Below are 25,688 nucleotides of genomic sequence, written 5' to 3'. Positions count from 1 at the left end.
TTTCTCTGTCTTGTTGCCCTGCAAACTAGATTGTAGTGTTGTGGTCGCCAATCACGCGTTGTTCCGAATTGTGTAGAACTGGGGGCTCTAATGTCGTTGGGGGATCAGCTCGGCGGGGTCGCCGTTTTCGTCGAAGTCGCGCGGAGCGGGAGCTTCACGACAGCGTCCAACCGGCTCGGACTGACCAAGTCGGCGGTGGGAAAAAGCGTCGCACGCCTCGAGGACCGGCTCGGCGTGAAGCTGTTCTATCGCACCACCCGTTCGCTGAGTCTCACATCCGACGGAGAGGCTTTCTTTGCGCGTTGCGCGGTGGCGCTGGACGAGATCACCGATGCCGAAATGGCGCTGTCGGCGATGACGGTCAGTCCGCGCGGGCGTTTGCGCATCGACATGCCTGCGCTCTACGGTCGCAAGATCATCCTGCCGCTGCTGCTCGAGATCGCCAAGTCGCACCCCGACCTGCATCTGTCGACGACCTTCCGCGACTGGGTCATCAACCCCATCGAGGAAGGGGTCGACCTGGTGATCCGCTTTGGCGAGCTGAAGGACGCAACGGGCCTGATATCGCGCAAGCTGATCGAGCAGCGCTTCTTCATCTGCGCGTCTCCCGACTATCTGGCCCGTCGCGGGGCGCCACGGACGATCGAGGAACTGAAGACGCATGACTGTGTCGTCAGCCATCGGACCGGGGCGCCGCACACCTGGGCCATCCTCAACGAGGCGGGCGAGCAGATCCGGTTCCTGCCGCCGGCCACGCACGAGATGGGCGACGGCGATGCGATGCTGGCCGCTGCGCTGGCGGGTTGCGGGATATTGCACATGCCCGCGGCGCTGGTCCGGCCGAGCATCGAGGCCGGCGAGCTGGTACCGATCCTCGATCATATCGCGCCGGCACGTGGATCGCTCTATGCGGTCTGGCCGACGACGCGCAGCCTGATGCCGAAGATCCGGTTCGTGGTGGACGCGCTCGTCAATGCGGCGCGGGTCGGGCGTCTGGGGTGAGTCGCCCCGCGCGGCGCCGGATGTTCAGCGAGGCAGGGACCGGAAGAAGCGCCGAATGTCCTCGACCACCGTCGCCGGCTCTTCGAACGCGGCGAAATGGCCGCCTTCGGAATAGATGGTCCACTGCTTGAGATTATAATAGCGCTCGGCCCACCGACGGGGTTGGAGCACCAGCTCCTCGAGGAATACGGCGATTCCGGTGGGCGCCTCGACGACGGGCCGGCGATCGTGCGAAGGCGCCCAGAGGTTGTGGACCGCTTCGTAATAATAGCGCGCGGACGTTCCGAAACTGTCGGTGACCCAATAGAGCATCACCGTCGTCAGCATGTCGTCCTTGGAGAAGCGGCTTTCGATCTCCCCTCGCGTATGGCCCCAGGTGCGCCGCTTCTCGACCAGCCAGGCGCACAGTCCCACGGGCGAATCCTGCATCGCGTAGGCAAGCGTCTGGGGCTTGGTCGCCTGGATCTGGAAATAGCCGGACTCATGGGTGAAGAAGTCCGCATTCTTCTGGGCCCAGCTTTCCTCGCCCTCGCCATGCAGCGGCTCGACCTCGCCGCCGGCGAACATGTCCAGCGGGAACATCGTGGTGAGGTGTACGCCGATCAGCCGATCGGCATATTTGTGGCCGAGCTGCGCGGTGATGAAGGCGCCCCAATCCTCGCCATGCGAGGCGAAGCGGGGATAGCCGAGACCTTCCATCAGCTTCACCCAGAGATCGGCGGTGCGCCAGAAATTGATCCCGGTCTTGTCCAGCGGACTGGAGAAGCCATAGCCAGGGAGCGACGGGATGACGATGTCGAACGCGTCGGCCGGATCCCCGCCATATGCGGCAGGATCGGACAGCGGGCCGATCAGTTCGCGATAGTCCCAGAAGGTCCAAGGCCAGCCATGGGTCAGGATCAGCGGCGTGGGATTCGGGCCCTTGCCCTTGACGTGGATGAAGTGGATCGGAACGCCGTCGATCTCGGTGCGGAAATGGGGGAAGGCGTTCATCGCCTTTTCGTGCGCGCGCCAGTCATAGTCGGTGCGCCAGTGATCGACCAGTTCGCGCAGGTAATCGCCGTTGAAGCCGTAGCGCCAGTCATCGTTGCCGAAGTCCGCCGCCAGGCGGGAGCGATCGAGGCGATCCTGCAAATCCGCGAGCACGGCGTCGGGAACGTCGATTTTGAACGGTTTCACTTCCACGATCGATCTCCTCGTCGATCTCCGGTCTCCCGGAGGCACATCATTTCGTCTCTGGCGGGCGGAACGGTCAGATGTTCCAGGGGGTCGTCACCTGGAGGACGGCTTCGACGAGCGTGTCGCTGCGCAGGTGGAAGCCGGCCTTGAACTCGGGATCGTGCAGGATCGCGAAGAAGCCCGCCTTGCTGGGGTAGCGGACCAGCCAGACGGCATCCCAGATCTGCCCCTCCTCGCCGACAAGGACGTGCCCGCCCTTGCCGAGATAGACGAATTCGGCGCCGTGGCGTGGCCCGTGCACCTTGCAGTGGCGGACATAGTCGTCGAACTCGTCCATTCCGCCCTCGCGGAAGCGGAGCAGGTTGAGCATGAAGATCGGGCCGTCATGATCGATATCGGCCAGGGCCTGGATCGCGGCTTCGGTGGGGTCGATCGCCATCGTCATATCCTTCCTTGAGAGGGCGGCGCCGGCCGCCCCGGGCAGCATTCAGGCCGACGCGGCCCAGCCGCCGTCGATGACCAGTTCGATGCCGGTGATGTAGCGGGCCTCGTCTGACGCCAGGAACAGCGCGCCATTGGCGACGTCGACCGGGTTGCCGAGATCGCCCATCGGGATGCGGGCGCGCTGCAGGCGTTCCTGCTCCTCGGTGATGCCGGCCTGGGTCCGGGTGCGCATCGGGCCGGGGATGATCGTGTTGACGCGGATACCCTTGTCGACCCATTCGAGCGCGGCGACGCGGGTCATGGCGCCGATCGCCCCCTTGGTCGCGGTGTAGCCCAGGGTGCCGGGCATGCCACGCAACGCGGTCAGCGATCCGATATTGACGACGGCACCGTTGACGCCTTTCTCCAACTCGGGGAGCGCGGCCTGCAGGCCGAGGAAGACGCTCGTCTGATTGATCGCGATCACCCGGTTCCAACCTTCGATGGTCTGGTCGCCGATCGACGCGAGCGGGGTGACGCCGACATTGTTGCACAGCGTCGTCAGGCCGCCATAGGCGGCGACGGTCGCGGCGACCGCGCGGCCCCAGCTGTCGCGGTCGGTTGCGTCGAGCAGGACGAAGCTTGCGTCGCCGCCGGCCGCGGCAACCTCGCGGAGCGTTTCCTGGGCCAGATCCTCGTCGATGTCGCCGATCATGACTTTGGCGCCCTCGCGGGCGAAGCGCAGCGCCTGCGCCGCCCCCAGGCCGGTCGCCGCACCCGATATGAGCGCGATCTTGCCTTCCATCCTGTCCATTCCAGCCTTCTCCTATCGAATATCATGATGTGCGGTCGGCCAGCCCGTCAGCTGATGTTGGCCGCGTAATCGAGGCTCTCGCCCATGCTCCAGCGGTAGAGGAAGGCGAGCCGCGCCTCGTCGTCTACCGCCACTCGTTCGAGGTGATCCATCGCGGCAGCGCGCTTGGTGAGGTCGGTCTCCTCGTTGCGCTCCTTGTTCTCGACCGAGACCCGCTGCACCCATTCCCAATTGGTCTGGCGCCGTTGGCGGTCGTAGAGGTCGAGCAGGTCGGACGACGCGCCGTCCTGCCAGACGGCGGCAAACTTCTCGACGAGGTTGAAGGCGTCGTGGACGCCGCAATTCAGCCCCTGGCCGCCGATCGGATTGTTGAGATGGGCGGCGTCGCCGGCGAGCAGGATCCTGCCCTTGCGATAGGTGTCCGCTACGCGCTGATGGACATTGTAGATCGCCGCGTTGGCGATCTCATAGGGCTGGTCCGACGGCTTGACCGAGTTGAGGCGCGCCTGCAGCATTGCGGGCGCGAGGACAGCCTCCGGGCTTTCGTCGGGGCCGACGCGGCTGACGATCCGGTACAGCCAGTCGTCCTTGCCGCGGCCATAAGGGACGCGGACGACCAGCCGCCAGTCGGGGCCGTTGGCCCGGTAATCGAGGCGGCCATGCTCGGGCTCGAAATCATGGCGGGTGTTGATCAGCAGAAAACGGTCGGGGAAGGTGTAGCCACCGAAACCGATGTCCTGTTGGATGCGGGTGGGGCTGTTGCCGCCGTCGCAGCCGATCAGCCAGTCGCCCTGGAAATGCCGGATCTCGCCGCCGACATCGACGGTGACGTCGACGCCCGCATCGTCCTGCCGGACATCGACGACCTTGTGGTTGAACAGGAAGTCGCAATCCTGATCCTCGAGCAGCTCATAGCCGACCTGGGTGAACCAGTTCTGCGCGGCCGACACAGAGAAGCCGGTCCGATATTTCTTCGCCAGGATGCCGAGATCGATCGTGACCGAACGGTTAAGGCCGCTGTCGGTGAAGCGGAAGCTGTCGTCGCGTGTCCCGCCTTCGAGCAGCTTGTCGAGATAACCGATTCCTTCGAGCATTTCGACCGACGGCGCATGATAATAGGTCGCGCGCAAATCCTGGCAGACGGTCGCGCCGGCCTCCAGGATGGTCACCGGGATGCCGCGCCGGCAGAGGCTCAGCGCGGTGATCATCCCGACCGGACCGGCGCCGCTGATGAGTACTCGTTTGCGATAGGTCATGTCTGTCAGCCTGTTTACCGGTCCAGCCGTTCGGGCTGTTCCATCAAGTCCTTGAACTGTCCGAGATAGGCCGCGACCGGACCCGCCGAGAGCGCACGATGGTCAAAGGCCAGCGAGAAATTCGCCATCGGCGCCGCGACGATGATGCCGTTCCGATCGACGATTGGCGTCTCGATCGCGGCCGCGACGAAGAAGTGCGCGACGGCCGGCAGGATGCTCATCGCGGTGAACATGTTCACCGGTGCGATCATGCCGATGTTGGAGATGCCGATATTGGGCGTCTCGGACATCGCCTTGAAGGTGGCCAGCGATTCCTGCTGCCCCACGGCACCCGATCGGATGCGCGCGACCTCCGCCCGCATTTCCCCGGCGATGTCGGCGAGGCTCTTCGAACTGGCATCGCGGATCAGCAGGGGGAATGCCGAGCCGTCGACCATGATCGGGCCCTGGACCGCAATGCGATCGACATGGGGCACAATCAGGCGGTCGCGCGCATCGCCGGGGAACATCGCCGCCATCAACGGATGGTCGCGCGCGGCATCGGCGCAGGCCTTCTGGATGACGTTCATCAGCGAGACCGGGATGGCATGCCGGCGGCCGTAATCCTGCCGAAAGCGTTCGGCGGCCGACATGTTGACGCCGATGCCGACATGGACCACCGGCGTCTCGTGCCAATTCCGTTCGAAGACGTCGCCAACGACCTTCTGAATGCCGGTGATGTCCTGGACCGAGGCGCCCGGAGGGACCATGTCGCTGCTCACGGCTGGTTGACCGGCGGAATCTCGCGCATCGCCACCTTGGTGGAGTTGCCGAGCAGGAAGCCACCCAGGACATCGACGGTCTCGGGATAATCCTGTTCGATCCTGCGGGCGAGGTCGTCCGAATTGCTGGCCTGCGCCAGATGTTTCTCGAACGAGAGGAGATAGTCGCGGGTATAATCCCAGGAACCGATATCGTCGGGCAGGTGCGGGCGTTTATGCCCTGCCACGATCACTTCCGGATCGAGCGTCTTGATCTGGTCGAGCGCCTTCAGCCAGGCGGCGCGATGCTCCTCGAAATGCTCGCCGACCCAGAGATGGACTTCATTGAAGAGTACGTCGCTCGCCACCAGCGTCTTGAGCTGGGGCACCCAGACCATGACGATGCGGTTGGCGTCACCGGGAACGGGGCCGATCAGCTCGATGCGCTCACCTTCGAGCATGACATGGTCGTCGTTCCAGACCTGCGGAATGGCGATGTAGCGCGGCGCGAGCTTGCCGATCTTCTCACGCCAGCGATCGAGGCCGCGCGGCGCGTCGATGAGGATGTCCTCCACCACCGAGGCGTGAGCGATCGCCACCGCATTCGGAAAGGTGTCCAGCAGGAGATCGAGCCCGAAGAAGTGATCGGGATGATCATGGGTGATGATGATCTTCTCGAGTTCCTTGCCGGTTTCGAGAAGGTCGCCGATCAGGCGATGCGTATCGGCGCGGGAGAAGGGCGCATCGACCAGGATCATCGACTTCTCGCCCTTGATCAGGGCGTGGTTGGTATGCAGGCTGCTGGCCCGCGTGGTGACGATCTGGATCTCCAGCCGAGTACCCGGGTTCGTCACATTGGTGGTGGCTGCTGCGGTCAAAGCTCATTCTCCTGTGCAAGATAGTGGGCGGCGACGCCGCCATCCGCTGTCAGGTTGGCGCCCCGGAACCAGGCCGCGCCGCTTGAAAGCAGGAAGGCGATCACGGGGGCGATGTCGGCGGGCGTACCCGAGCGCTCGACGACATTGCCGTCGCGCCGGGCGCGTTCGCCCATCACGGTTTCGAAGGCATCGAGCAGCGGCGTCGAAACCGCGGCGGGCGATATGCAGTTCATCCGGATGCCGCGATCAATCCAGGCGCGACGCTGGCGGATGGTCCAGACCAGCAGCGCTTCCTTGGTCAGGAAGTAGGAACGACCCGGCTGCTCCTCGATCTTGTGGCGTCCGACGAAGGCCTCGACGTCCTTGAAGTTCAGATCGAGGGCCTCCCGGATCTGCGGCACCGACTGTCGCCAGTGGAAGGCGGCTATCGACGAGAGGTTCACGATCGCGGCATTGTCGGCCAGTCGCGGAAGCAGGCTGTTGGTGAGATGCATCGTCCCCACCAGGTTGACCTTGATCACCTGCGTCGCGGGGTGCGTCGGGGGGAGGCCGGCGACATTGGCCAGACCGGAGAGCTTTTCGGGCAGCGCGGCAACCGCCTCGCCAATCGACTTGCGCGATGAGAGATCGACCGGCACGAACGCGTCGACATTGCTGCCTGGGCGAATATCGAGGCCGATCACGCGCGCCCCCAATCCCCGGAGATAGCGGGCGGTTTCGGCGCCGATCCCCGATGTGCTGCCGGTTACGGCGATTGTCTTGTCCTTGAGATCGAGCATCTTATCTGCCTGCAATGAGGGGAGATAGTGCGCCGCGGCGGGGGACGCGTCTTTGCGGCGGCGGCGTGAAAATTACTCGGAAACGGTCTGACCGGCTTCCTCGCCAGGAGAGGATTGAGGAAGCCGGCCAGAGGGTTGGCGCCGCCTAGAAGCGAGCGCTCGTACGGATGCCGAAGGTGCGCGGCATGGCGGCGTAGCGGACCGAGGTGTCGTAAAGCAGCGCCACGTTGTTCCAGTAATATTCGTTGGTCAGGTTCTTCACCCAGAGCTGGACCGACCAGCGATCGTCGTCGGCGGCGATGCCGATACGCGCGTCCATCGTGGTGAACGGCTTGATCCGCCCGACCGCGAGCGAGACGGGGTCATGACCGATTACCGCCTGGGCCCGGCTGTTGTAGTTCATGTTCGCGCCGAGGTTAAGCATCAGGTCGGCGCTGATCGGCACCGCATAATTGGCGCCGGCGGAGACATTCCACTTAGGCGTGTAAGGCAGCCTGTCGCCGGAAAAATCGCCGGTGTCGCCGAACAGGTTGATGCCGGTGAAGCGCTTGATCTTGCCATCGAGGTAGGTGACCGAGCCGTTGATGCTGAGGCCTTCGATGGGCTGGGCGGCAACGGTAAGCTCGGCGCCCTTGATCGTCGATTTGGGGATGTTGGTCAGCGCGAAGACCGTACCGAAGACCGGCTCCGCAAAGCCGCTCTTCAGCTGCTTGTTGCGATAGTCGTAGTAGAAGGCCGCGCCGGTCACGAGCAATTTGCGATCGAGGAATTTCTGCTTGAAGCCCACCTCATAGGCGAGCACCGATTCCTGGGTTACCGGCTGGATCTGGGCGGTGGTCGACGCAGAGATGGCGGGGAAGCCTCCCGACTTGTAGCCCTTGGTGACGTTGCCGTAGATCAGCCCGTCGCCTGTCGGCTTGTAGTCGAGGCCGAGGCGCCACGACAGATTGTCCTCCCGCAGATGAGTGTTCAGGACGCCCGGCGTGTAGGCGTCGGGGGCGGGGATGGGGTTGCCGGCCGCATCCATCTCGGGAGCCTTCAACAGCGTGCACTGGCCGGGGACGAGCGGCGGCACGGGTGCGGTGAGCCCCAGGCTGCTTCGCGCGCCGGCGATGATGCCCTGGAACAGCACCCGCTGGGCGTCGTTGCCCCACAGCGGGTCGTAATTATTGTCGTAGGTGCAACCGACGAAGTGGCGATCCGAGTTGGTATAGCGCGCGCCGGCCTTCAGCGTGAGCTTGTCGAGGAGATCGAAATCGACATTGCCGAAGAAGGCATAATTCTCGACCCGCTGATCACTGTAGTCACCTGCCCGCGAAAAATGCAGCAGCAACGAGGCGGTGCTCTGCGTATAGGCGAGCAGGTTGCGTTCGAAGACCTTGCCATATTGATAGTTTGCACCGAGGGTGAAGCGCAGGCGATTGAACGCGCCATTGGCGAGCCGCAGCTCCTGCGAATAGTCTTCGATTTTGCCGATGTTCGCGACGATATCGTAATTGTTGATGGCCACGCCATCGTCGCCGGCGATGCTGTTCCGCTTCAGATGCGCGTAGGCGCTGATCGAGGTGACGGTCAGATCGTCGGTCAATTCATAATCGGCTCGCAGCGATGCCTGCCACATATCCTCATGCTTGCGCGGCGAGATATCCTGGTTGCTGCCGTCGTTGATGGTGGTCGACCAGTCGGCGGCGCGCGCGTTGTTCGGGGCGAGCGGCGTAGCGACCAGTTCGGGCGGGGTGCAGGCCAGTCCGCACGGCAGGTTGGGCCGGAAGAAGATAAATTGCCCGGCCTGCGGCTCGCCGCGATCGCGCCAGCCATTGAGGTTGAGTTCGACCTTCAGCTGATCGGTCGGCTGCCAATCGAGAATGGCACGGCCGACATATTCGCGGCGGCGGCCAAGCGTATCGCCGGGACGAGAAAAATAGTTCTTCTGCCATCCGTCCATGCGGTTGATCTTTACGGCGATGCGGCCGCGCAGCGTGTCGGTGACGGGGCCGCTGATGAAACCGGCGGCCTCGATCGAATTGAAGCGGCCATATTCGAGGTCGAGCCCCATCTTGAGGGTGTCGGTGGGCTTGTTGGCGACATAGTTGATCGCGCCGCCGGTCGAATTCTGCCCGAACAGGATGCCCTGCGGTCCCTTGAGGACCTCGACGCGCTCGACATCCAGGCCCACCGCCAGCGAGGTCAGCGCGGTGAAGCTGTACGGCACCTGATCCATGTAGACGCTGACCGCCGGCGCGCCCGACAGGGCGGAATCGAAATAGCCGACGCCGCGCAGCGTGAACACCGGCGTGTTGAACGCCGAGCGGGCGAAGGTCAGGCCGGGTACCACGCGGGTCAGATCGGCGACGCTCGCAATACCCTGCGTACGCATGGCCTGCCCGTCGATAGCCGATATCGCGACGCCGACCTTGTTGATCGATTCGGAACGCTTGGTGGCGGTCACCACGATTTCGCCGATTTCGGCGTTGTCCGCCGCCATGGTTTCGGCGCCACTCGATGCGACCGGGGAAAGCGGCGGAGCCGCCTGCTCTGCCGCAGCGGGAGCCGCAAGACCCGCAATGGCGGCTCCGCAGCAAAGCAACGAGAAGAATCGATTTCTGGTTGGCCTGATATTCATCGTGTTCCCCCTCCGTGGGTACGCCGTCGTTCGACCGAACGGACAATTATTTGAAAACACTTCGACAATTATTCGCGGCGGCATTTCATCGCTGCTAACACATGCCGATGGCTGCTCAATGTTTTAGGACAGCGAGCGAATATTCAATGCGCCACCCGATACGAACATTCTTTGCGAAGACGGATGGAAAGGTTTGCAAGCGCGGCGCAGGGCAGTGAATTACACCGAAAAGGCTTGTTCGACCTGCGAGATCATTCTTAGCAAGTGATGTCCGGAGTGCCTGGAGCATACGGATCAAAATCATTTCGAGAGGTGATCCATGGGCAGCAGACTAAAGGGCAAGATTGCCCTCATCACCGGCGGCGCGAGCGGCCTCGGAGCGGCTCAGGCGCTGCTGTTCGCGGCGGAAGGCGCGCGCGTCGTGATCGCGGATGTCGACCAGCGCGGCGGCGAGGCCCTTGCCGACAGGATATGCAGGTCGGGCGGAGACGCCTTCTTTTGTCCGCTGGATGTAGCCAGCGAAGCGCAGTGGAGTCAGGCCATCGAAGCGAGTGTCGAGCGCTATGGCGCCTTGACCACCTTGTCCAACACCGCCGGCGTGGTCGCACCCGGCAGTACCCTCGATGCATCGCTCGAAGCCTGGAACCGGGTCGTTGCGATCAACCAGACGGGTGCATTCCTGGGAATGCGTGCCGCGATCCCCGCACTGGCCAAAGCCGAACATTCCTCGATCCTCAACATCAGCTCGCTGCTCGCGATGCTCGGTGTGCCGGGGATGGCCGCCTACAGCGCGACCAAGGGGGCGGTGCGGGCGATGAGCAAGGTCACCGCGATGGAATGCGTCGGGCTGGGCATTCGCGTGAACACGATCATCCCCGGCGCAATCCGGACACCGATCCAGGTCAACGTCACGGCCGAACAGGACCAATGGCAGCGATCCCGGATCCCGATCGGCGATCTCGGTGAGGCCGATGATATCGCTTATGGGGCGCTCTATCTCGTCTCCGACGAAGCGAAATATGTGACGGGCGCGGAGCTCGTCATCGATGGCGGCTGGTCGATCAACGCCTGACCTCCCCCACAGCCTCGGAAAATCACCACAACGAAGGAATTGCCATGTCCAATCTCGATCATGTCGTCAGCAAATACGCGCTGGCGGATCTCGTTTCGGATTATTGCCTCGGCGTCGACAAGCGGGAACTCGCGCGCTTTAGCGCGATCTGGTGGGACGATGCCGTCTGGGACATCCAATATGTCCAGACCTTCGAGGGCGCGGAGGAAATCCAGCAGGCGGTCGAGGGGCTGATCTGGCCGATGTGGCGGGATACGACTCATTATTGCACCAACCACAGGGTTTCCTTCGACAACTCCGATCGGGCGCACGGCATCTGCGACGTCTATTGCATCGGCAACCTCGCCGACGGGCAGGCGGCGCACGTCGTGGCGAGTTATCACGACGATTATGAGCGCCGCGACGGCGTGTGGAAAATCCGCCGGCGTTACGTGAACCAGCGGGCGTTCAATCCGCTCCAGGGCCAGACCCTGTCGCCCCCGGGCGCCTGATCACCAAAGCGAACCCTATGTGCCGCCGCAACCTCGGGCAGGCGATCACCGGATTGAGGACGATAAGATGAGCAAGAGATTGGACGGCAAGGTCGTGCTGGTAACGGGCGCGGCCAGCGGGTTGGGAGAGGCGCAGGCGAAAGTCTTCGCCGAACAGGGCGCGATGGTCATGTTGGCCGATATCCAGGAGGCGGGCGCCGAGGGCGCCCGCCGGATCAACGCCGCGGGCGGACAGGCCGAATTCTTCAAGCTCGACGTCACCCAGGCGGATAGCTGGAAGGCTGCCGTCGCAGCGACGGTCGGCGCGTTCGGCAAGTTGACCTCGCTCTCCAACACCGCGGGCATCATCCACTATGCCGGCGTGGAGGACGAAACCCCGGAGGGCTGGAACCGCATCGTCGCCGTGAACCAGACCGGTGTGCTGCTCGGCATGCAGGCGGTGCTGCCCGAGCTCGTAAAGAGCGGAAATGGCGGGATCGTCAATGTCAGTTCATTGATCGCGTTGCTCGCGGCCCCGGCATCGATCAGCTACGGCGCGACGAAGAGTGCCGTCCGGCACATGACCCGCATCGCCGCGATGGAATATGTCCAGAAGGGCGTTCGGGTGAACACGATCATCCCCGGGCCGATGCACACGCCGATCACCGCCAATGTCCCGGCCGACATCCTGGCCGCCCAGGTCGCTAAGATCCCGATGGGCGATCTCGGGCATCCCGAGGATATCGCCTATGGAGCGGTCTATCTCCTCTCGGACGAGTCCAAATATGTGACCGGAGCCGAACTCGTCATCGATGGGGGATGGTCGGTCAGCGCCTAGCGATTGCCGCCACTTTCGCACTTCGACGGTTAACCCGCCGACTGCCGGACAGCATCCCCCCGATGCTGTCCGGCTTTTTTGTCTCACGGCATGATCGGGTTCACGGGCAGATCGGGATCCTGCAGCGTCGCCGGATCACACTCCGCATAGACGGGATAGTCGGTGTAGCCGTCGGCGCCCTGCGTATAATAGGTGGCCACCGCCGGCCGCGTCACCTGCCAATCGTTGCGATAGCGTTCGACGAGATCGGGATTGGCGATGAAATGCTGGCCGAAGGCCACCATGTCGGCGCCCTGCTCGATCATCGCAGCTCGCGCGGCTGCACGATGGAAGCCTGCGTTGAAGATCATCGGTCCGTCGAACAGGGGGCGGAGCGTGCCGTAGACGTCCCAGGCCATCCCGTAATTACCGACATGGAGGTAGGCGATCGAGCGCTTCGACAGCTGCTGAACCAGATAGGTGTAGGTGGCGATCGGATCGGTGTCGTCGACCTGGTTGAATTGCCAGCCCGGCGACAGCTTCACCGAGACGAACCCCGGCGAGGTCGCTGCCGCGACCGCGTCGACGAGCGCGAGCAGGAAGGCGGCACGCCGTTCGATGCTGCCGCCCCATTGATCGGTCCGCAGATTGGCATTGGTCGACAGGAATTGCATCGGCAGATAGCCCGACGCGGCGTGGATCTCGACGCCATCGAGCCCGGCCGCCCTGGCCTGCACCGCGCTGGCCGCGAAGGCATCGACCGTCGCGAGGATTTCGGCGTGGCTGAGTTCGCGCGGCACGGCATAGGGCCGCTTCGGCTTCGGCCAGGGCGAGTCATAGGGTTCGGTCATCGGAGGCGCGATCGCCGAGGGGGCGACCGGGAGTTCGCCGCCCAGAATCAGCGGATCGGAAATCCTGCCGGCATGCATCAGCTGCACGAAGATGGCGCCGCCCTCGCCATGGACGGCTTCGGCAACCTTGCGCCAGCCATCGACATGGGCCTGGTCGACGAGACCCGGGACGAACAGATATCCCTGGCCCAGCGCGCAGGGATAGGTTCCCTCGGTGATCAGCAGCCCGGCCGATGCCCGCTGGCGATAATATTCCACGTTGAGATCCGTGGGGACGCCGGACAGCGCGGTGCGGTGTCGGCTCATCGGCGCCATGGCGACACGGTTGCGGATTTCGATGTCGCCGATCTTGAGGGGACGGAATAGCGGATCAGGTTGGGAGGTCATGGTGGATTTTCCTTGTCACTGGAGGGGAGGTCGAAAGGAGGTGGGAAGGCATGATGCTGTGCGCCGGCTGGCCATCGGCACGCCTCACTCGGGTCGCTGACGGTCGATGGCGCCGGATGCGACGATCAGGACCGACCAGCCGGTCAGCAGCAGGGCGACGCCGAGCAGAGCGATCCCGCTCGTCAGCGGGCTGTGGAGGCGGGATGGCAGGTAGAGCGAGCCGCACAGGCAGAATGATCCGGACAGGAAGCAGGGCGGCGCGAAGCGCGCCTTGAGCGCGCCGAGATTCATGAAGGTCGCCGATGCAAAGCAGGTCATTGCGTGGACCAGCTGAAGCTGGGCCGCGATCCGGACATGGGGCATTCCCGGGGCCGGATCGGCTAGGTTCGTCCATAGCCAAATGGCGATGGCGCAGCCGCCGCTTGCCGCGGCGAGCCGCATCCAGGCGCGCCTGGTCCAGACCGATCCGGCCGCTCCCGGCCGGGTCGCGAGCGAGGCGGCGCGCGCTTGCATCCTCATAGACGAGGCTGCGCGGGCAACCTTCCACTGGTCGCCGGGCGACGCTGGACCGCCCGCCCCACCGCATGCAGGCGCGGCGTGGCGATGACATGCTCCCGAATCAGCGGGCGCAAGGTCCAATGGGCGAAGACGAGCGCGTAGACATCGCAGAGCGAGAAGCCCGACACGAGGACGCTGTCCTCGCCGCGGATTTCATCCTCCAGCCGCTCGAGAACCCCGTTCAGCGCGGCGATGCCCGTGTGCCGAACATCCTGCTGCCCCTCGCGCGTGGAGGCGAGCTTGTCGGGCCTGAGCAGGGGGCGGAATGCGATATGAACCGTTCCGGTCAATCGCGCGAGAAACGATACCGCCCTTGCTCTGGCCACCGTTCCATTGGGCGGCAGGAGTTCCCGATCGGGCACGGCGTCCGCCAGGAATTGCAGGATGGCGACGGTTTCGGTCAGGCAGCTTCCATCGGGAAGGACCAGCGCGGGGACGCCGCCCCACGGATCGCGTCGGATGAACTCGGCTGTTCGGGTATCGCCCGCCTGCACGCTGATGGTCTCCAGCGCATAGGGCAGGCCGCTCTCTTCGAGCGCCAGCATCGCGGCGGTCGAGCAGGATCCCGGCGAATGATAGAGGATCATGCCGCCGTCGGTCCGTGGCGACTCCCCGGCCGTGTGAATCTGGTTTCCCTCGGGCACCATCGCTTCCTCTGAAAGGCCGATTTCGCCGGCTTTGACTCTGCGATGGCATCGCGGTCCCAGCCTGTCTTTGCCGGGGCGGCGCAATGAATGCGCGAGGGCGGCAAAGCGGCTCGCTGTGCCTTGGCGGGGTCCACCAAGCCTGACATGAGCCCGGCTTCATTCGCATCCGGGCGTGCTGATCACGCCGTGCTGAAGGAGGTTTCTATGTCTGATTTTCAGGACAAGGTCGTCATCATCACCGGTGGAGGCGCCGGCATCGGCCTTGCGACGGCGAAGGCCTTTGCGGAAGAAGGCGCGAAGGTGCTGATCACCGGGCGCCGGGCCGACGCGCTCGAAGAGATCACCGGAGCGAACCCCAATCTCGCCGGCTTTGTGGCGGATGCTAGCGATCCGGCTTCCGCCGCGGCGGTAGTGGCCCGGGCGATCGAGCTGTGGGGGCGTCTCGACGTTATCGTCAACAATGCTGGCGATGGCGCGGTTGGGCCGATGGAACAGGTGTCGCCGGATCGGATCGCGCAGATATTCACGGTCAACGTGATCTATCCGGGAGCGTTGTCGGCGGCTGCACTGCCTCATCTAGAGAAGAGCCAGGGCCTGATCGTTAATCTATCGAGCACCTATGGCAGCAAGGCTGGCGCGCCGCTGTCCTATTATGCGGCGAGCAAGGCGGCGGTCGAGCATCTGACACGTTGCTGGGCGCTCGAGTTCGCGGCGCGGAAGATCCGGGTCAATGCAATCGCTTCCGGACCGGTCGAGACGACCTTCATGAACAAGCAGATGGGGCTCCCGGATGAGGTGATCGATGCGATCAAGGCGCACGAGCTTGGCGTCATTCCGCTCGGCCGCCGCGGTGTGCCGGACGATGTCGCCGCGTGGATCGTGACGCTCGCTCGACCCGTTCTGGGCTGGGTGACTGGCCAGATCATCGCCGTCGACGGGGGCTTGCAGGTCACTTGAGGCAAACGGCGCGGATCGAGGTGAGGTGATCGCCGATGAAGATTTTTCCTACGCCTGCGGAGGCGCTGTCGGGCCTGCTCTTCCCGGGCATGACGATCATGTCGGGCGGGTTCGGTTTGTCGGGTAATCCCGAGAAGCTCATCGACGCGCTGCTGGCCGACGGTGTCGGGGACCTCACGATCATATCGAACAATTGCGGCGCCGATGGCTTCGGCCTCTGGAAGCTCCTGAACGCGGGTCAGATCCGCAAGATGGTCTCGTCCTATGTCGGTGAGAACAAGCTGTTCGCCAGCCTTTACCTATCGGGCGAGCTCGAACTCGAGCTCAACCCCCAGGGCACGCTGGCGGAGCGGATCCGGGCGGGGGGCGCTGGCATCCCGGCCTTCTATACGAAGACCGGCGTCGGCACCGTCGTCGCCGAGGGCAAGCCCGTCGAGACATTCGACGGGCAGCTCTATCTGCGGGAGCGGTGGCTGCGGGCCGACCTGTCGATCGTCAAGGCGTGGAAGGCCGATCCCGAGGGCAATCTCGTCTATCGAAAGACCGCGCGGAACTTCAATCCGGTGATGGCGACCGCGGGCGTGATGACGGTCGCCGAGGTCGAGGAGCTGGTGCCCGCCGGGGCGCTCGATCCGGACCAGATCCACACCCCGGGCATCTATGTGAACCGCGTCGTCCAGGGCGAGCATTACGAGAAGCGCATCGAACAGCGAACCGTCCGCCCGCGGACCGGCGAGGGGGAGGCGCGCTGATGGCATGGACGCGTGATCAGATGGCGCAGCGGGCCGCACGCGAGCTGCGCGATGGCTTCTACGTCAATCTCGGCATCGGCATCCCGACGCTCGTCGCCAATCATGTGCCGGCGGGCGTGCGGGTTACGCTGCAATCGGAGAACGGGATGCTCGGGATCGGCCCGTTTCCGTTCGAGGACGAGGTCGATCCGGACCTGATCAACGCCGGCAAGCAGACGGTCACCGCCTTGCCGACATCGAGCTTCTTCTCGTCGGCCGACAGCTTCGCGATGATCCGCGGCGGCCATATCGACTTGGCGATCCTGGGTTCGATGGAGGTCGCCGCCAATGGCGATCTCGCCAACTGGACGATCCCCGGCAAGATGATCAAGGGCATGGGCGGCGCAATGGATCTCGTCGCCGGGGTGCGGCGGGTCGTCGTAGTGATGGACCATGTCGACAAGCACGGAAGGCCCAAGATCCTCGAGCGGTGCACGCTGCCGCTGACCGGAGCGGGCGTCGTCGACATAATCATCACCGATCGCGCCTGTTTCCGGATCGACCGGGAAGCCGCTCGGCTCGTGCTGATCGAACTGGCCCCCGGCGAGACAATCGAGGCCGTGCGTGCCAGCACCGGCGCCCCTTTCGAAGTGGAGATCGTGCAATGACCCGCGCCTTCATCTGCGACGCGGTGCGGACGCCGATCGGCCGATTCGGCGGCTCGCTCGCCCATGTCCGGGCCGACGATCTCGCCGCCGTTCCGATAGCCGAACTGCTGCGCCGCAATCCGGCGTTCGATCCGGCGGGCATCAACGAGGTGGTGCTGGGCTGCGCGAACCAGGCCGGCGAGGACAATCGTAACGTGGCGCGGATGTCGGCCCTGCTGGCGGGGCTTCCCGCGTCGGTCCCCGGGACGACGATCAACCGGCTCTGCGCGTTCGGCCTCGATGCCGTCGGCACCGCGGCCCCGGCGGTCCGTTCCGGGGAACTCAATCTGATAGCCGGGGGCGTGGAGTCGATGACCCGGGCGCCTCTGGTGATGGGCAAGGCTGAAAACGCCTTCCAGCGGAGCGCGACCATCGAGGACACGACGATCGGCTGGCGCTTCGTCAATCCGCTGATGAAGGCGCAATATAGCGTGGATTCGATGCCGGAGACGGCGGAAAACGTCGCCGCGGAATGCCAGATCAGCCGCGAGGATCAGGACAGTTTCGCGGCCGCCAGCCAGGACAAGGCAGCGCGGGCGCAACGAGCGGGCTATTTCGCGGAGGAGATCGTCGCGATCGATGCGGCCGATCGGAAGGGCAATGCCTTTCGCTTCAAGCAGGACGAGCATCTCCGTCCGGATACGACCGTGGAAAGTCTGGCCCGGCTGAAGACGCCGTTTCGCGAGAATGGCAGCGTGACCGCCGGTAACGCCTCGAGTGTCAACGATGGTGCCGCGGCGATGCTGATCGCCAACGCGGCCGCCGCGACGGAGTTCGGCCTGGTGCCGCGCGCCCATATCCTCGGCATGGCCACGGCCGGCGTCGAACCGCGCACGATGGGGCTCGGGCCGGTGCCCGCGATCCAGCGACTGCTGCAACGCCTCGATCTCAAGCTTTCCGATTTCGATCTGATCGAAATCAACGAGGCCTTCGCCGCCCAGGTGGTGGGCTGCGCCCGCGCGCTGGGGCTCGATCCGGCCGATCCGCGGATCAATCCGAACGGCGGGGCGATCGCCCTGGGGCATCCGCTGGGCATGTCCGGGCCCGGCTCGCGCTCACCGCCATCCACATGCTGGAGCAACATGGCGTCCGGCGGGCGCTGGTCACGCTGTGCGTCGGTGTCGGGCAGGGCGTGGCGCTGGCGCTCGAGAAAGTGTGAATGCAGGCTGTGGTCGCCAAAACGCGGCACCGCTGATTGCGCGAGTGGCAAAACAGCGTTTGGCGAAATGTCCTGGCGTGCCTGCGTGCGCGCTCCGCGAGCATGTGATTCACTTTGTCGGCTGCACGCCGAGCATCTATCCACATGTCTCGATAAGTTATCCTGTCATCTTTACTGAATGCGATAAATCTGCACAGCAAGGATGTTCCGGTGGCTACAAGGAGCCCGACGCCTCGTCGCGATGGGTTGGAATGGAGTGCCACGGCATCCATTCTGGCCCATGACCGATCGGCAATAATCGGACAAATGGATAGTCATCGCGAATGTCGGGGGCCGACGAAAAGTGGCCGCCATCCCCATCAACCCTATGAGCACCGGCAGCTTTCAGGCAGCCCGATCGCGCTGCGAACGGCCGAGATGTCGCGCGAAGCGGCCGCGGCACCGAGTTCTACTCGAATAACAGCTTCCGACCAATGCCGGTCGTTCTTTCAGTCCGCGCTGAACGTCCGGTCCTAACGGAAGCTGCCGTTCGGACCGGTCAAAGCGGACGATCGGCAATGCGCCTTAATGTCGGACTCTCAGGCGGCACGCCGATGCGCCTGAAAGCCGCCGTTCATTCACCGGCGCAACGGTCAGTCTGAACGGCTAAAGTTGGGACTTTGCTGCCGTTCGCATGCACTGGTTGAATGTCACCTCTTGTCAGAAGCTGCCGTTCGGCGCTCACCCGAGCGGCATCGGGTTATGGCAGAAGCTGAGCCGATAGCGGACTGGCAGGTTTTGAAAACCGGCGCTAGGCGACTTTTACAATAACCTTGCCCCGTGTCTGTCCGGAAAGAAGCTTCTCATACCCCTTCGCCGTGTCCTCGAGCGGCAGGACACTGTCGATCCACGGAACCAGGGATCGATTGATGACATGGTGCGTGATGAACGCCTTCGCGCGTTCGAGTTGGGCGTCGATGCGGTTGTGGTTGTACAGCGAATATCCAACGATGCTTCCCCCCGCCCGGATCAGCGGAGGCAATGGCCCTTGCAGGTCGAAATCGCCGTCCAGAGCGCCGAGAACGAAAATCTTAGCCCCAAGAGCCAAGACACCGTCGGCGAGATAATGGGACATCATCGGACCTGCTACCGCGTCGAGGATGACGTCCACGCCCTTGCCCTCGGTGATGCGGCCGACACTTTCGCAGAGATTCTCCCGGCTCATGTCGATGATGAAATCGGCGCCGATGTCTTTGAGAAAATCGTTCTTTGCGTCCGACCGGCTAGTCGTGATGACGGTCGCACCCAGTAGCTTCGCCATCTGGATCGCACCATTGCCGGACGTACTGGATCCGGCCGTCACGAGCACATGATGCCCGGGCCCCACATTCGCGACCTCGACCAGCGGATAATAGGCTGTCTGTGCCTGTGACCACAGCGACGCCGCCTCTCCGGCGGAAAGAAAGTCGGGACAGTGGACGAGATAGCGTGCCGGGGTGATCGCGAACTCGCCATTCACGCAATAGCGACCATCTTCCTGGACAAGCGAAGCCACCCGCTGACCGATGGCGAAACCTTCGACACCAGGCCCGATCGCCTCGACATAACCGACGGCTTCCTGCCCGATGCGCGCCGGGAATTTAGCGGAGTTATAGTAAGTGTCGGCCAGCCAGAACAGGTCTCCGCGATTGAGGGCATAGGCCTCTACGCGATAGCGGACCTCGCCCTGGCCCGGCTCGGGCTTGGCGACGTCTTTGATGTAAAGCTTTTCGGGCCCGCCATTTTCGTCGAACAATATGATCCGCGCCATCGTGATCCCTCTCGCTTTATGATGATGCCTGACGGGACAGGTGCAGCGCGGTCAGTGCGGCGAGATCCTGCGCCACATGCCCGAGCGATCGATAAAGACTGATCTCGGTCGGCAAGCGCCTGCCCTCGACCGTCCCGGCGAGCACCGCGCCCAGTTCGTCTAACCGATGATCAGGTCCGATCGCCCCGGTACGCAGCGCGTCCAGAAACTCGTTCCCTTCGCGCTCGACCGACGCACGACTGTCGGTGAAATATCGCGACTTCCTCACAAGGTCGCCGTCGACTTCGCCACGCCCCGCGGGGGCGAAGCCGACGACGTTCACATGAGCGCCTTCCTGAACCCACGCGCCCTTCAGGATCGGATCGACGGCGGGTGTCAGGGTACAAAGGATGTCGCAGGCCGCGACTTCTTCCGGCTTGGCAACGGCACGGACCGGCAGTTTCAGCGACGACGCTACCTCTTCCGCGAAGCTCCGAGCCTTGTCGAACGAGCGCCCCCAAACAAGAATCTCGTCGAGCCGTCGGATGTGCGTGATTGCCCTGATGTGCGCCTGAGCCTGGGTTCCATGACCAAATATCCCAAGCGACTTGGCATCCCGCCTTGCGAGCATGTCGGTCGCCACGGCGCTGACGGCCGCCGTTCGGAGCAGCGTGATCTCCTCGGCATCGGCGATACAGACCGGCTTGCCACTGTCTCCGTCGAACAGGATCACCAAGCCGTGATGCCATTGCCGGCCCGGTTGCGCCGGATCGTCGGCGACACCCAGTATCTTCGCCCCGAAGAAGCCCCCGCCGCTCAACGCCCCGGCCATGACCCCCAGCAGCTTTCCGTCCAGCGGCAATATCCCACGTGGAAGCTGGGCGGTTACCCCGCCAGACAGGGCGATCATTACCTCGCGCATCGCCGCCATGCAGCGATCGAGACTCAGCGAAGCCCGCACCGTGTCGGCATCGAGGAAAGCGGGTGTCCCATCCATCGACACGCTGGCTCTACCCGCAAATGGTGCGGAAGATGTTGACCCAGTTTCCGCCCAGGATGTTGAAGACGTCGCCTTCCGAATATCCATTCGACAGCATGACGTCGGCCACGTCGCGCATGATCGACGGCGGAGCGAAAAAATACTCGTCGTTGTGATAGCCGCTGTCGCGCTTGTAGCTTTCCCCCGTCTTGCCGACGACGGCTTTGCGGGCATTGGCGGTGTGCATGATGTAATCGAGCCCGAAGCCGACATGATCGGGACCGACCAATTGCACCGTATGATCGAGAAACTCGAACAGCCGCTGCGGCGAAATGTCGCTGCCGTCCGCGCTCATGAATATTCCGACGCCGTGGATACCGATGACCCCGCCGGTCTTCGCCATCGCCACGATCTGGTCGTCTGGCACGTTGCGCTGATGATCGAAGATCGCCCGCGGGCTGCAATGGGACATGATGACCGGCGCACTCGATACCTCGATCGCCTCCATCGCCGTGCGGTATCCGGCATGGGTGATGTCGACGAGGACACCGACCCGGTTCATCTCCTGAATCAGCGCGATGCCATAGCTGCTCAGGCCTGCATCGGTGCGTTCATGACAGCCGTCCCCCACCAGATTCTTCTGGTTGTAGGTGAGCAGCGAATGGTGGACGCCCAGCCGCTTGAACGCCTCCACCAGTCGAAGGTCGCGTTGATATTGCAGCGTGCCCTGGAAATTGAGCACGATGCCGACCTTCCCCTCGCGCTTGGCCCGGAAGATGTCGTCGGCAGTCTCCACAAGCAGGAAGCGATCGGGCCGTGCCAGCAGCCAGTGTCGCGCCTTTGCGATCTCGGTCAGCGCCGCTTCGGGGGTGTAGGCGACATGATCGGCGGCGACGGTACAGGAGATGAAGGTGCAGCCCGCCTGTTCATAGGCTGCATACCATTCATCGGTGCTCTGTTCGTCGGGGGTCATGACGGCCAGCGGACTTCCCGGCGCCGTCATGTCGACGACGATCGCATCGCGGTACAGATCGGGCCGGCTTTTCATGGTGATCATTGGCGGTCTCCGGACGGGGTGATCACGCGAAAGCGTGAGGATAGATCGCGCGGGCGCTTTCCTCGCTCAGCAGCCCGGCGCGCAGGTCGGCACGGATGGCATCGGCATCGCGACTGGCTGGTTCGCCATAGCCCCCGCCCCCGCCCGCATGGACATGGACGACCGTGTCCTTGGGCAGGTCCAGCCCCGTCACCTTGGTCGTGGGCACCATCCGCCCGTCGGGATATTGGAGGACCACCTTGTTCGTCCGCCCGGACAGCCCCCCACCCTGTCCCCAGGACGGCTCCTTGGTCCGTTCGATCACGGTCATCATGCCGACGTCACGCAACATGCGGTAGGAGATGTCCCAGCCGAGGCCACCGCGATACTGCCCCGGACCGGCGGAATCCTGCGCCAGTTCCCAGCTCTCGAACTGGATGAACGGCCACTTGGTTTCCTGAAGTTCGGCCGAAGGCAGTTTCGACTGGGCGAGCGCGGGCACGAACATCGTAGAGCCGTCTGCGCGCGGGAAGGCGCCCAGACCGACCGGCAGAGGATTGGCGGCGACGAGCAGTTCCCCCCGGGACTCCTCGAACGCCCAGAACATCACGCCGCAGATGTCACCCGCACTGCCGGACGGTATCTGGCCGGGAAGCGCCTTCGACAGCGCCTCGAACAGTGCTTCGACCAGCGAGTTGAACGGCCAGCCATACATGAAGCAGGGCTGGGGCTGGACCGGATGAAACATCGACCCCGTACGGGTGATGATCTGGAGCGGCATGAAATGCCCCTCATTGCTGGCCTCGTTGCCGGCGAGCATCGCCATGACGATGCGGCACGCCGACGCCGTCGACGGAAAGGGGCAGTTCAGCGGGCCACGGTTCGCGTCCGGGACGCCAGAAAGATCGAAGGTGATCGCATCGCCCTCGATGACCAGTTCCACCTCGAAACTGATCGGGTCATCGCTGATCCCATCGTTGTCGAGATAGCTGACGCCCTTGTAGCGGCCATCCGGAATCCGCGAGATGAAGTCGCGAACGATCGCTTCGCCATGCTCGTACATCCGCTCGGTACAGTCCCTGAAGGTCTGCAGACCAAAGCGCTCGATGACCCGAAGCAGCTCTTCGGCACCGGCATGACAGCAGGCGATCTCGGCCATGACGTCGCCCTTCACGGCCTGCGGAGCCCGGCTGTTGGCCAGGATCATCCGCATCACGTCGTCGACCAGTTCACCCCGGCGATACAGTTTGATCCCAGGAAAGATCACGCCTTCCTGGAAGATGTCGGTGGTATCGCTGCAATAAGGGTTCTTGGCACCGATGTCGGACAGATGCCCCTTGGCCGCCACATAGCCGACCAGTTCGCCATCGTGGAACACCGGCATGACGATCGCCGCATCGGGCGCATGCGACCCGGTGCCGTAGGGCAGATTGTAGATGATGAGGTCGCCGGGATCGAGCGCCTGCGCTCCACCGGCGCCCTCGATCGCGGCCTCGACACAGAAGCTCATCGTCCCCGTGAAAGCCGGCAGGGTCGGCGCCTGCGCGAGCATCCGGATCTCGCGGTCGTACATGGCGACGGCGAAGTCGAGCGCCTCGTAGATCGTCGGCGAAAAGGAGGTCCGGATCAGGACCCGTTTCATCTGATTGGCCGCCGAGTTCAGCGCGTTGCGCAGGATCTGGGTGGTGACGGCATCCGCCCGCTCCGCCTGGCCGGCGGTCGATTCCGGGCGCCGGGTGACATAGACCTGACGTAGCGTGTTGTTGTGCAGTTTCACTTACTTCTCCATTCGCTGGAGCAAGAGACATCCCGTCGCATCGATCCCGTAGGTGAAATCGGCATCGACGTAGGTCGTGGTGGTGGGCTCGTAGACGATCGCCGGTCCGGGGAAGCGCTCCAGCGGCGTGATGTCGCCGCGCTGGACACAGGCGAAGTCCATGCGCCGATCCTCGGCGAAGGAGTAATAGGAACCGCTGGTCGCGCCACCGCCGGGCTCATAGACGTGCTGCTCCTTGCGACGTGGCAACTCCTGACGCCGGGACACTCTTATGGTCACCAGTTCGACCTCATTGCCGAGGGAGATGCCATAGCGGCGCTCATACTCGGCGACGAAAAGGCTCTTCACGCCTTCCAACGATGTCGCCAGTTGGCCGTCGGAGATCTCTGGCTTGATCGAGAGCGTATATTCCTGACCAGCAAAACGGAGTTCCAGCGCGACTTCGAGTTGATCGCCAAGGTCCTGCGCCTTCAAAGATGCGTCGTTGCGCAATTCGGGGATCAACCCGGCCAGCACGGCGTCGATCTCCTTCATCGCGCGATCGTTCAGAGGCATCACCCGGGTCAGCGAGCGACTGCGCATGAGGTCGGCGCCCAGAAGACCCCAAGCGGAAAAATTACCCGCGTGCGGCGGCACCAGAATGTCACCTATGCCCAGCTCGCGCGCGATCTGCGTCGCCATCATCGGGCCCGCTCCACCGAAGGGCAGCAGCTTGAACGCGCGGGGGTCGATGCCTTGCTCGATCGTCAGTTCGCGGATCAGATTGGCCATATGGCCGGCCGCAATCGCGACGATACCCTTTGCCGTCTGCTCGGTTGAATAGCCGAGCGCGCCCGACAGTGTATCGATCGCTTGCCCCGCAGCCTCGCGATCAAGCCGAAGGCCCGACGCCAAGGCGCCTTCGCCCAACATCCCCAGATAGAAGACGGCATCGGTGACGGTCGGGCGATCGCCGCCTCGTCCGTAACAAGCCGGTCCCGGCTGGGCTCCCGCACTTTCCGGACCGACCGTCAGGAAGCCACCGACATCCACCTTGGCGATCGAACCGCCACCCGCACCGATCGAGCGCACGTCGATCCAGGCGCTCTGGATAGGCATGCCAGCGACCTCGCCGCTGTGCAGCAGCTTCGGTCGACCTCCGACGATGAGGCAGGCGTCGAAGCTGGTCCCGCCGACATCGGCGGTAATCAGATTGGGGAGGTTCCAGCGCTTGGCGAGTTCGGCCGCCCCCTCCGCTCCCGCGACGGGGCCGGACATGATCGTCTCGAAAGGCCGATCCTGCGCTTCGGCGAACGTCATCGAACCGCTGCCCGACCGGGTCATCAGCATCGTGCCATCGAAACCCTTGGCATCGAGCGTGTCGCTGATGTGGTTCAGATAACCGGCCATGCGGGCACGCACGAAAGCGTCGATCGCCGTGGTGCTGGCGCGCTCATAGTCGCGATATTCCCCCGACACCTGGTGGGAGAGCGAGATATGCCCGTCAAAACCGGCATCCCTCAGCAGCTTCGCCGCCGCCAGTTCGTGCCTAGGGTTTGCATAGCTGTGCAGGAAGACGATGGCGACGCTGCCCACGCCAGCCTCGCGGAAGCGGGCGAGCGCATCGACCACATCCTGTTCCACCAGGTCTACCTCGATACGCCCGTCATAGGTCGACCGCTCGCGCACAGGCAGTCGCAACTCGCGCCGGACCAGCGGTTGCTGCGGTCGCCAATAGGCATTGTAAGGTTCGCCGCGCGAACCATCCCTGATTTCCAGCACGTCTCGAAAACCAGCAGTGGTCAGCATGCCGATCGTCGCCCCCTTGCGCTCGAGCAGCGCGTTGAGGCCGACCGTCGTGCCATGGAGGAAATAGCGGGCATCGGTCAGAATCTCCGGGGGCACCCCCGTTTCGATCGCGTTGATGCACCCCTGCTCGGGCGAAGCCGGGGTCGTCGGCACCTTCGCGACCACGACGCTGCCATCTCTGTCGTCATAATAGACCAGGTCGGTAAAGGTCCCGCCGATGTCGACGCCAATTCTCGTACTCATCGTCTTTCCGTTCGAAATAGGATCAATATGTTGGGCGCGATCGCCCG

At 63.9% G+C, this 25,688-nt stretch carries 24 protein-coding genes and 1 pseudogene; 9 read left to right on the top strand and 16 right to left on the bottom strand.

Features of this window, described 5'->3' with window-relative positions; translation table 11 throughout:
• Positions 1 to 90: 90 nt before the first annotated feature.
• Complete coding sequence (locus ASE22_RS21875; protein ID WP_056364549.1) at positions 91 to 1,002, top strand: LysR family transcriptional regulator; 912 nt, start codon at positions 91 to 93, stop codon at positions 1,000 to 1,002.
• Positions 1,003 to 1,026: 24 nt separating this feature from the next.
• Here the strand turns inward: ASE22_RS21875 and ASE22_RS21870 are convergent, their stop codons facing one another.
• From ASE22_RS21870 to ASE22_RS21835, 8 genes are all read right to left on the bottom strand, one after another.
• A complete protein-coding gene (locus ASE22_RS21870; protein ID WP_235538190.1) occupies positions 1,027 to 2,181 on the bottom strand; it encodes an epoxide hydrolase family protein in 1,155 nt (384 codons plus the stop codon).
• A 73-nt stretch (positions 2,182 to 2,254) separates the two neighbouring features.
• Positions 2,255 to 2,620, bottom strand: coding sequence for a hypothetical protein (locus tag ASE22_RS21865; RefSeq protein ID WP_156397241.1), 366 nt, complete (start codon positions 2,618 to 2,620; stop codon positions 2,255 to 2,257).
• Between the two features lie 48 nt (positions 2,621 to 2,668).
• Complete coding sequence (locus ASE22_RS21860) at positions 2,669 to 3,418, bottom strand: SDR family NAD(P)-dependent oxidoreductase (RefSeq protein WP_082545528.1); 750 nt, start codon at positions 3,416 to 3,418, stop codon at positions 2,669 to 2,671.
• Between the two features lie 47 nt (positions 3,419 to 3,465).
• Positions 3,466 to 4,674: an FAD-dependent oxidoreductase gene (locus ASE22_RS21855; protein WP_056364544.1), complete on the bottom strand. Its 1,209-nt coding sequence runs from the start codon at positions 4,672 to 4,674 to the stop codon at positions 3,466 to 3,468.
• A gap of 14 nt (positions 4,675 to 4,688) precedes the next feature.
• On the bottom strand, positions 4,689 to 5,435 hold the full coding sequence (locus ASE22_RS21850; RefSeq protein WP_056364543.1) for a 2-oxo acid dehydrogenase subunit E2: 747 nt from the start codon (positions 5,433 to 5,435) through the stop codon (positions 4,689 to 4,691).
• Complete coding sequence (locus ASE22_RS21845; RefSeq protein WP_056364541.1) at positions 5,432 to 6,292, bottom strand: MBL fold metallo-hydrolase; 861 nt, start codon at positions 6,290 to 6,292, stop codon at positions 5,432 to 5,434. Before ASE22_RS21845 ends, ASE22_RS21850 begins: the two co-directional genes overlap by 4 nt.
• Complete coding sequence (locus ASE22_RS21840; protein ID WP_056364538.1) at positions 6,289 to 7,071, bottom strand: coniferyl-alcohol dehydrogenase; 783 nt, start codon at positions 7,069 to 7,071, stop codon at positions 6,289 to 6,291. Before ASE22_RS21840 ends, ASE22_RS21845 begins: the two co-directional genes overlap by 4 nt.
• A gap of 145 nt (positions 7,072 to 7,216) precedes the next feature.
• Positions 7,217 to 9,520, bottom strand: coding sequence for a TonB-dependent receptor (locus tag ASE22_RS21835; RefSeq protein WP_162248228.1), 2,304 nt, complete (start codon positions 9,518 to 9,520; stop codon positions 7,217 to 7,219).
• On the opposite strand from ASE22_RS21835, the gene ASE22_RS27190 reads away from it, so the two are divergent.
• From ASE22_RS27190 to ASE22_RS21820, 4 genes are all read left to right on the top strand, one after another.
• Complete coding sequence (locus tag ASE22_RS27190; RefSeq protein WP_162248229.1) at positions 9,510 to 9,821, top strand: hypothetical protein; 312 nt, start codon at positions 9,510 to 9,512, stop codon at positions 9,819 to 9,821. The two genes, ASE22_RS21835 and ASE22_RS27190, sit on opposite strands and share 11 nt — an antisense overlap.
• A 192-nt stretch (positions 9,822 to 10,013) precedes the next feature.
• Positions 10,014 to 10,766, top strand: a complete 753-nt coding sequence (locus ASE22_RS21830; RefSeq protein ID WP_056364535.1) for an SDR family NAD(P)-dependent oxidoreductase — start codon at positions 10,014 to 10,016, stop codon at positions 10,764 to 10,766.
• Positions 10,767 to 10,810: 44 nt separating this feature from the next.
• Positions 10,811 to 11,257, top strand: a complete 447-nt coding sequence (locus ASE22_RS21825; RefSeq protein WP_056364533.1) for a nuclear transport factor 2 family protein — start codon at positions 10,811 to 10,813, stop codon at positions 11,255 to 11,257.
• 67 nt (positions 11,258 to 11,324) lie between these two features.
• Positions 11,325 to 12,074, top strand: a complete 750-nt coding sequence (locus ASE22_RS21820) for an SDR family NAD(P)-dependent oxidoreductase (RefSeq protein WP_056364530.1) — start codon at positions 11,325 to 11,327, stop codon at positions 12,072 to 12,074.
• A gap of 83 nt (positions 12,075 to 12,157) precedes the next feature.
• Here ASE22_RS21820 and ASE22_RS21815 read toward each other — a convergent pair whose 3' ends face one another.
• From ASE22_RS21815 to ASE22_RS21805, 3 genes are all read right to left on the bottom strand, one after another.
• Positions 12,158 to 13,291: an alkene reductase gene (locus tag ASE22_RS21815; RefSeq protein ID WP_056364528.1), complete on the bottom strand. Its 1,134-nt coding sequence runs from the start codon at positions 13,289 to 13,291 to the stop codon at positions 12,158 to 12,160.
• A gap of 84 nt (positions 13,292 to 13,375) precedes the next feature.
• Positions 13,376 to 13,804: a hypothetical protein gene (locus tag ASE22_RS21810; RefSeq protein WP_056364526.1), complete on the bottom strand. Its 429-nt coding sequence runs from the start codon at positions 13,802 to 13,804 to the stop codon at positions 13,376 to 13,378.
• 2 nt (positions 13,805 to 13,806) lie between these two features.
• Positions 13,807 to 14,436 (bottom strand): glutathione S-transferase N-terminal domain-containing protein, encoded by a 630-nt coding sequence (locus tag ASE22_RS21805; protein ID WP_268801329.1) that lies wholly within the window; start codon positions 14,434 to 14,436, stop codon positions 13,807 to 13,809.
• 264 nt (positions 14,437 to 14,700) lie between these two features.
• On the opposite strand from ASE22_RS21805, the gene ASE22_RS21800 reads away from it, so the two are divergent.
• The 4 genes and pseudogenes from ASE22_RS21800 (at position 14,701) to pcaF (ending at position 18,050) form a co-directional block, all read left to right on the top strand.
• The gene (locus ASE22_RS21800) at positions 14,701 to 15,453 is read left to right on the top strand and encodes an SDR family NAD(P)-dependent oxidoreductase (RefSeq protein WP_056364522.1); all 753 of its coding nucleotides are present in this window, start codon (positions 14,701 to 14,703) and stop codon (positions 15,451 to 15,453) included.
• A gap of 35 nt (positions 15,454 to 15,488) precedes the next feature.
• Positions 15,489 to 16,205: a CoA transferase subunit A gene (locus ASE22_RS21795; protein ID WP_082545529.1), complete on the top strand. Its 717-nt coding sequence runs from the start codon at positions 15,489 to 15,491 to the stop codon at positions 16,203 to 16,205.
• Complete coding sequence (locus ASE22_RS21790) at positions 16,205 to 16,852, top strand: 3-oxoacid CoA-transferase subunit B (protein ID WP_056364520.1); 648 nt, start codon at positions 16,205 to 16,207, stop codon at positions 16,850 to 16,852. Before ASE22_RS21795 ends, ASE22_RS21790 begins: the two co-directional genes overlap by 1 nt.
• Positions 16,849 to 18,050 (top strand): annotated as a pseudogene (gene pcaF, locus ASE22_RS21785) (3-oxoadipyl-CoA thiolase). Before ASE22_RS21790 ends, pcaF begins: the two are co-directional and overlap by 4 nt.
• A gap of 790 nt (positions 18,051 to 18,840) precedes the next feature.
• Here pcaF and ASE22_RS21780 read toward each other — a convergent pair.
• Genes ASE22_RS21780 through ASE22_RS21760 form a run of 5 tightly spaced genes read right to left on the bottom strand, consistent with a single transcriptional unit; the run spans position 18,841 to position 25,641 of the window.
• Complete coding sequence (locus tag ASE22_RS21780; protein ID WP_056364518.1) at positions 18,841 to 19,839, bottom strand: zinc-dependent alcohol dehydrogenase family protein; 999 nt, start codon at positions 19,837 to 19,839, stop codon at positions 18,841 to 18,843.
• Positions 19,840 to 19,855: 16 nt separating this feature from the next.
• Positions 19,856 to 20,815: an ornithine cyclodeaminase family protein gene (locus ASE22_RS21775; RefSeq protein WP_056364516.1), complete on the bottom strand. Its 960-nt coding sequence runs from the start codon at positions 20,813 to 20,815 to the stop codon at positions 19,856 to 19,858.
• A gap of 13 nt (positions 20,816 to 20,828) precedes the next feature.
• On the bottom strand, positions 20,829 to 21,854 hold the full coding sequence (locus ASE22_RS21770) for a membrane dipeptidase (RefSeq protein WP_056364514.1): 1,026 nt from the start codon (positions 21,852 to 21,854) through the stop codon (positions 20,829 to 20,831).
• Positions 21,855 to 21,876: 22 nt separating this feature from the next.
• The gene (locus ASE22_RS21765) at positions 21,877 to 23,610 is read right to left on the bottom strand and encodes a hydantoinase B/oxoprolinase family protein (protein WP_200933189.1); all 1,734 of its coding nucleotides are present in this window, start codon (positions 23,608 to 23,610) and stop codon (positions 21,877 to 21,879) included.
• Positions 23,611 to 25,641, bottom strand: coding sequence for a hydantoinase/oxoprolinase family protein (locus ASE22_RS21760; protein WP_056364513.1), 2,031 nt, complete (start codon positions 25,639 to 25,641; stop codon positions 23,611 to 23,613). It lies immediately after the preceding gene.
• Between the last annotated feature and the right edge of the window lie 47 nt (positions 25,642 to 25,688).

The sequence above is a fragment of the Sphingomonas sp. Root720 genome (genome assembly GCF_001428605.1).
GTDB lineage: Bacteria > Pseudomonadota > Alphaproteobacteria > Sphingomonadales > Sphingomonadaceae > Rhizorhabdus.
This window is presented reverse-complemented; position numbering and strand designations above follow the sequence as displayed.

Excerpts from the sequence above, each read along its gene's own strand:
- ASE22_RS21810 (WP_056364526.1), bottom strand. The coding sequence starts at position 13,804 with ATGCAAGCGCGCGCCGCCTCGCTCGCGACCCGGCCGGGAGCGGCCGGA.
- ASE22_RS21820 (WP_056364530.1), top strand. The coding sequence starts at position 11,325 with ATGAGCAAGAGATTGGACGGCAAGGTCGTGCTGGTAACGGGCGCGGCC.
- ASE22_RS21800 (WP_056364522.1), top strand. The coding sequence starts at position 14,701 with ATGTCTGATTTTCAGGACAAGGTCGTCATCATCACCGGTGGAGGCGCC.
- ASE22_RS21840 (WP_056364538.1), bottom strand. The coding sequence starts at position 7,071 with ATGCTCGATCTCAAGGACAAGACAATCGCCGTAACCGGCAGCACATCG.
- ASE22_RS21795 (WP_082545529.1), top strand. The coding sequence starts at position 15,489 with ATGAAGATTTTTCCTACGCCTGCGGAGGCGCTGTCGGGCCTGCTCTTC.
- ASE22_RS21760 (WP_056364513.1), bottom strand. The coding sequence starts at position 25,641 with ATGAGTACGAGAATTGGCGTCGACATCGGCGGGACCTTTACCGACCTG.
- ASE22_RS21770 (WP_056364514.1), bottom strand. The coding sequence starts at position 21,854 with ATGATCACCATGAAAAGCCGGCCCGATCTGTACCGCGATGCGATCGTC.
- ASE22_RS21865 (WP_156397241.1), bottom strand. The coding sequence starts at position 2,620 with ATGGCGATCGACCCCACCGAAGCCGCGATCCAGGCCCTGGCCGATATC.
- ASE22_RS21830 (WP_056364535.1), top strand. The coding sequence starts at position 10,014 with ATGGGCAGCAGACTAAAGGGCAAGATTGCCCTCATCACCGGCGGCGCG.
- ASE22_RS21875 (WP_056364549.1), top strand. The coding sequence starts at position 91 with ATGTCGTTGGGGGATCAGCTCGGCGGGGTCGCCGTTTTCGTCGAAGTC.
- ASE22_RS21790 (WP_056364520.1), top strand. The coding sequence starts at position 16,205 with ATGGCATGGACGCGTGATCAGATGGCGCAGCGGGCCGCACGCGAGCTG.
- ASE22_RS21775 (WP_056364516.1), bottom strand. The coding sequence starts at position 20,815 with ATGGATGGGACACCCGCTTTCCTCGATGCCGACACGGTGCGGGCTTCG.
- ASE22_RS21860 (WP_082545528.1), bottom strand. The coding sequence starts at position 3,418 with ATGGACAGGATGGAAGGCAAGATCGCGCTCATATCGGGTGCGGCGACC.
- ASE22_RS21855 (WP_056364544.1), bottom strand. The coding sequence starts at position 4,674 with ATGACCTATCGCAAACGAGTACTCATCAGCGGCGCCGGTCCGGTCGGG.
- ASE22_RS21815 (WP_056364528.1), bottom strand. The coding sequence starts at position 13,291 with ATGACCTCCCAACCTGATCCGCTATTCCGTCCCCTCAAGATCGGCGAC.
- ASE22_RS21825 (WP_056364533.1), top strand. The coding sequence starts at position 10,811 with ATGTCCAATCTCGATCATGTCGTCAGCAAATACGCGCTGGCGGATCTC.
- ASE22_RS21805 (WP_268801329.1), bottom strand. The coding sequence starts at position 14,436 with ATGATCCTCTATCATTCGCCGGGATCCTGCTCGACCGCCGCGATGCTG.
- ASE22_RS21780 (WP_056364518.1), bottom strand. The coding sequence starts at position 19,839 with ATGGCGCGGATCATATTGTTCGACGAAAATGGCGGGCCCGAAAAGCTT.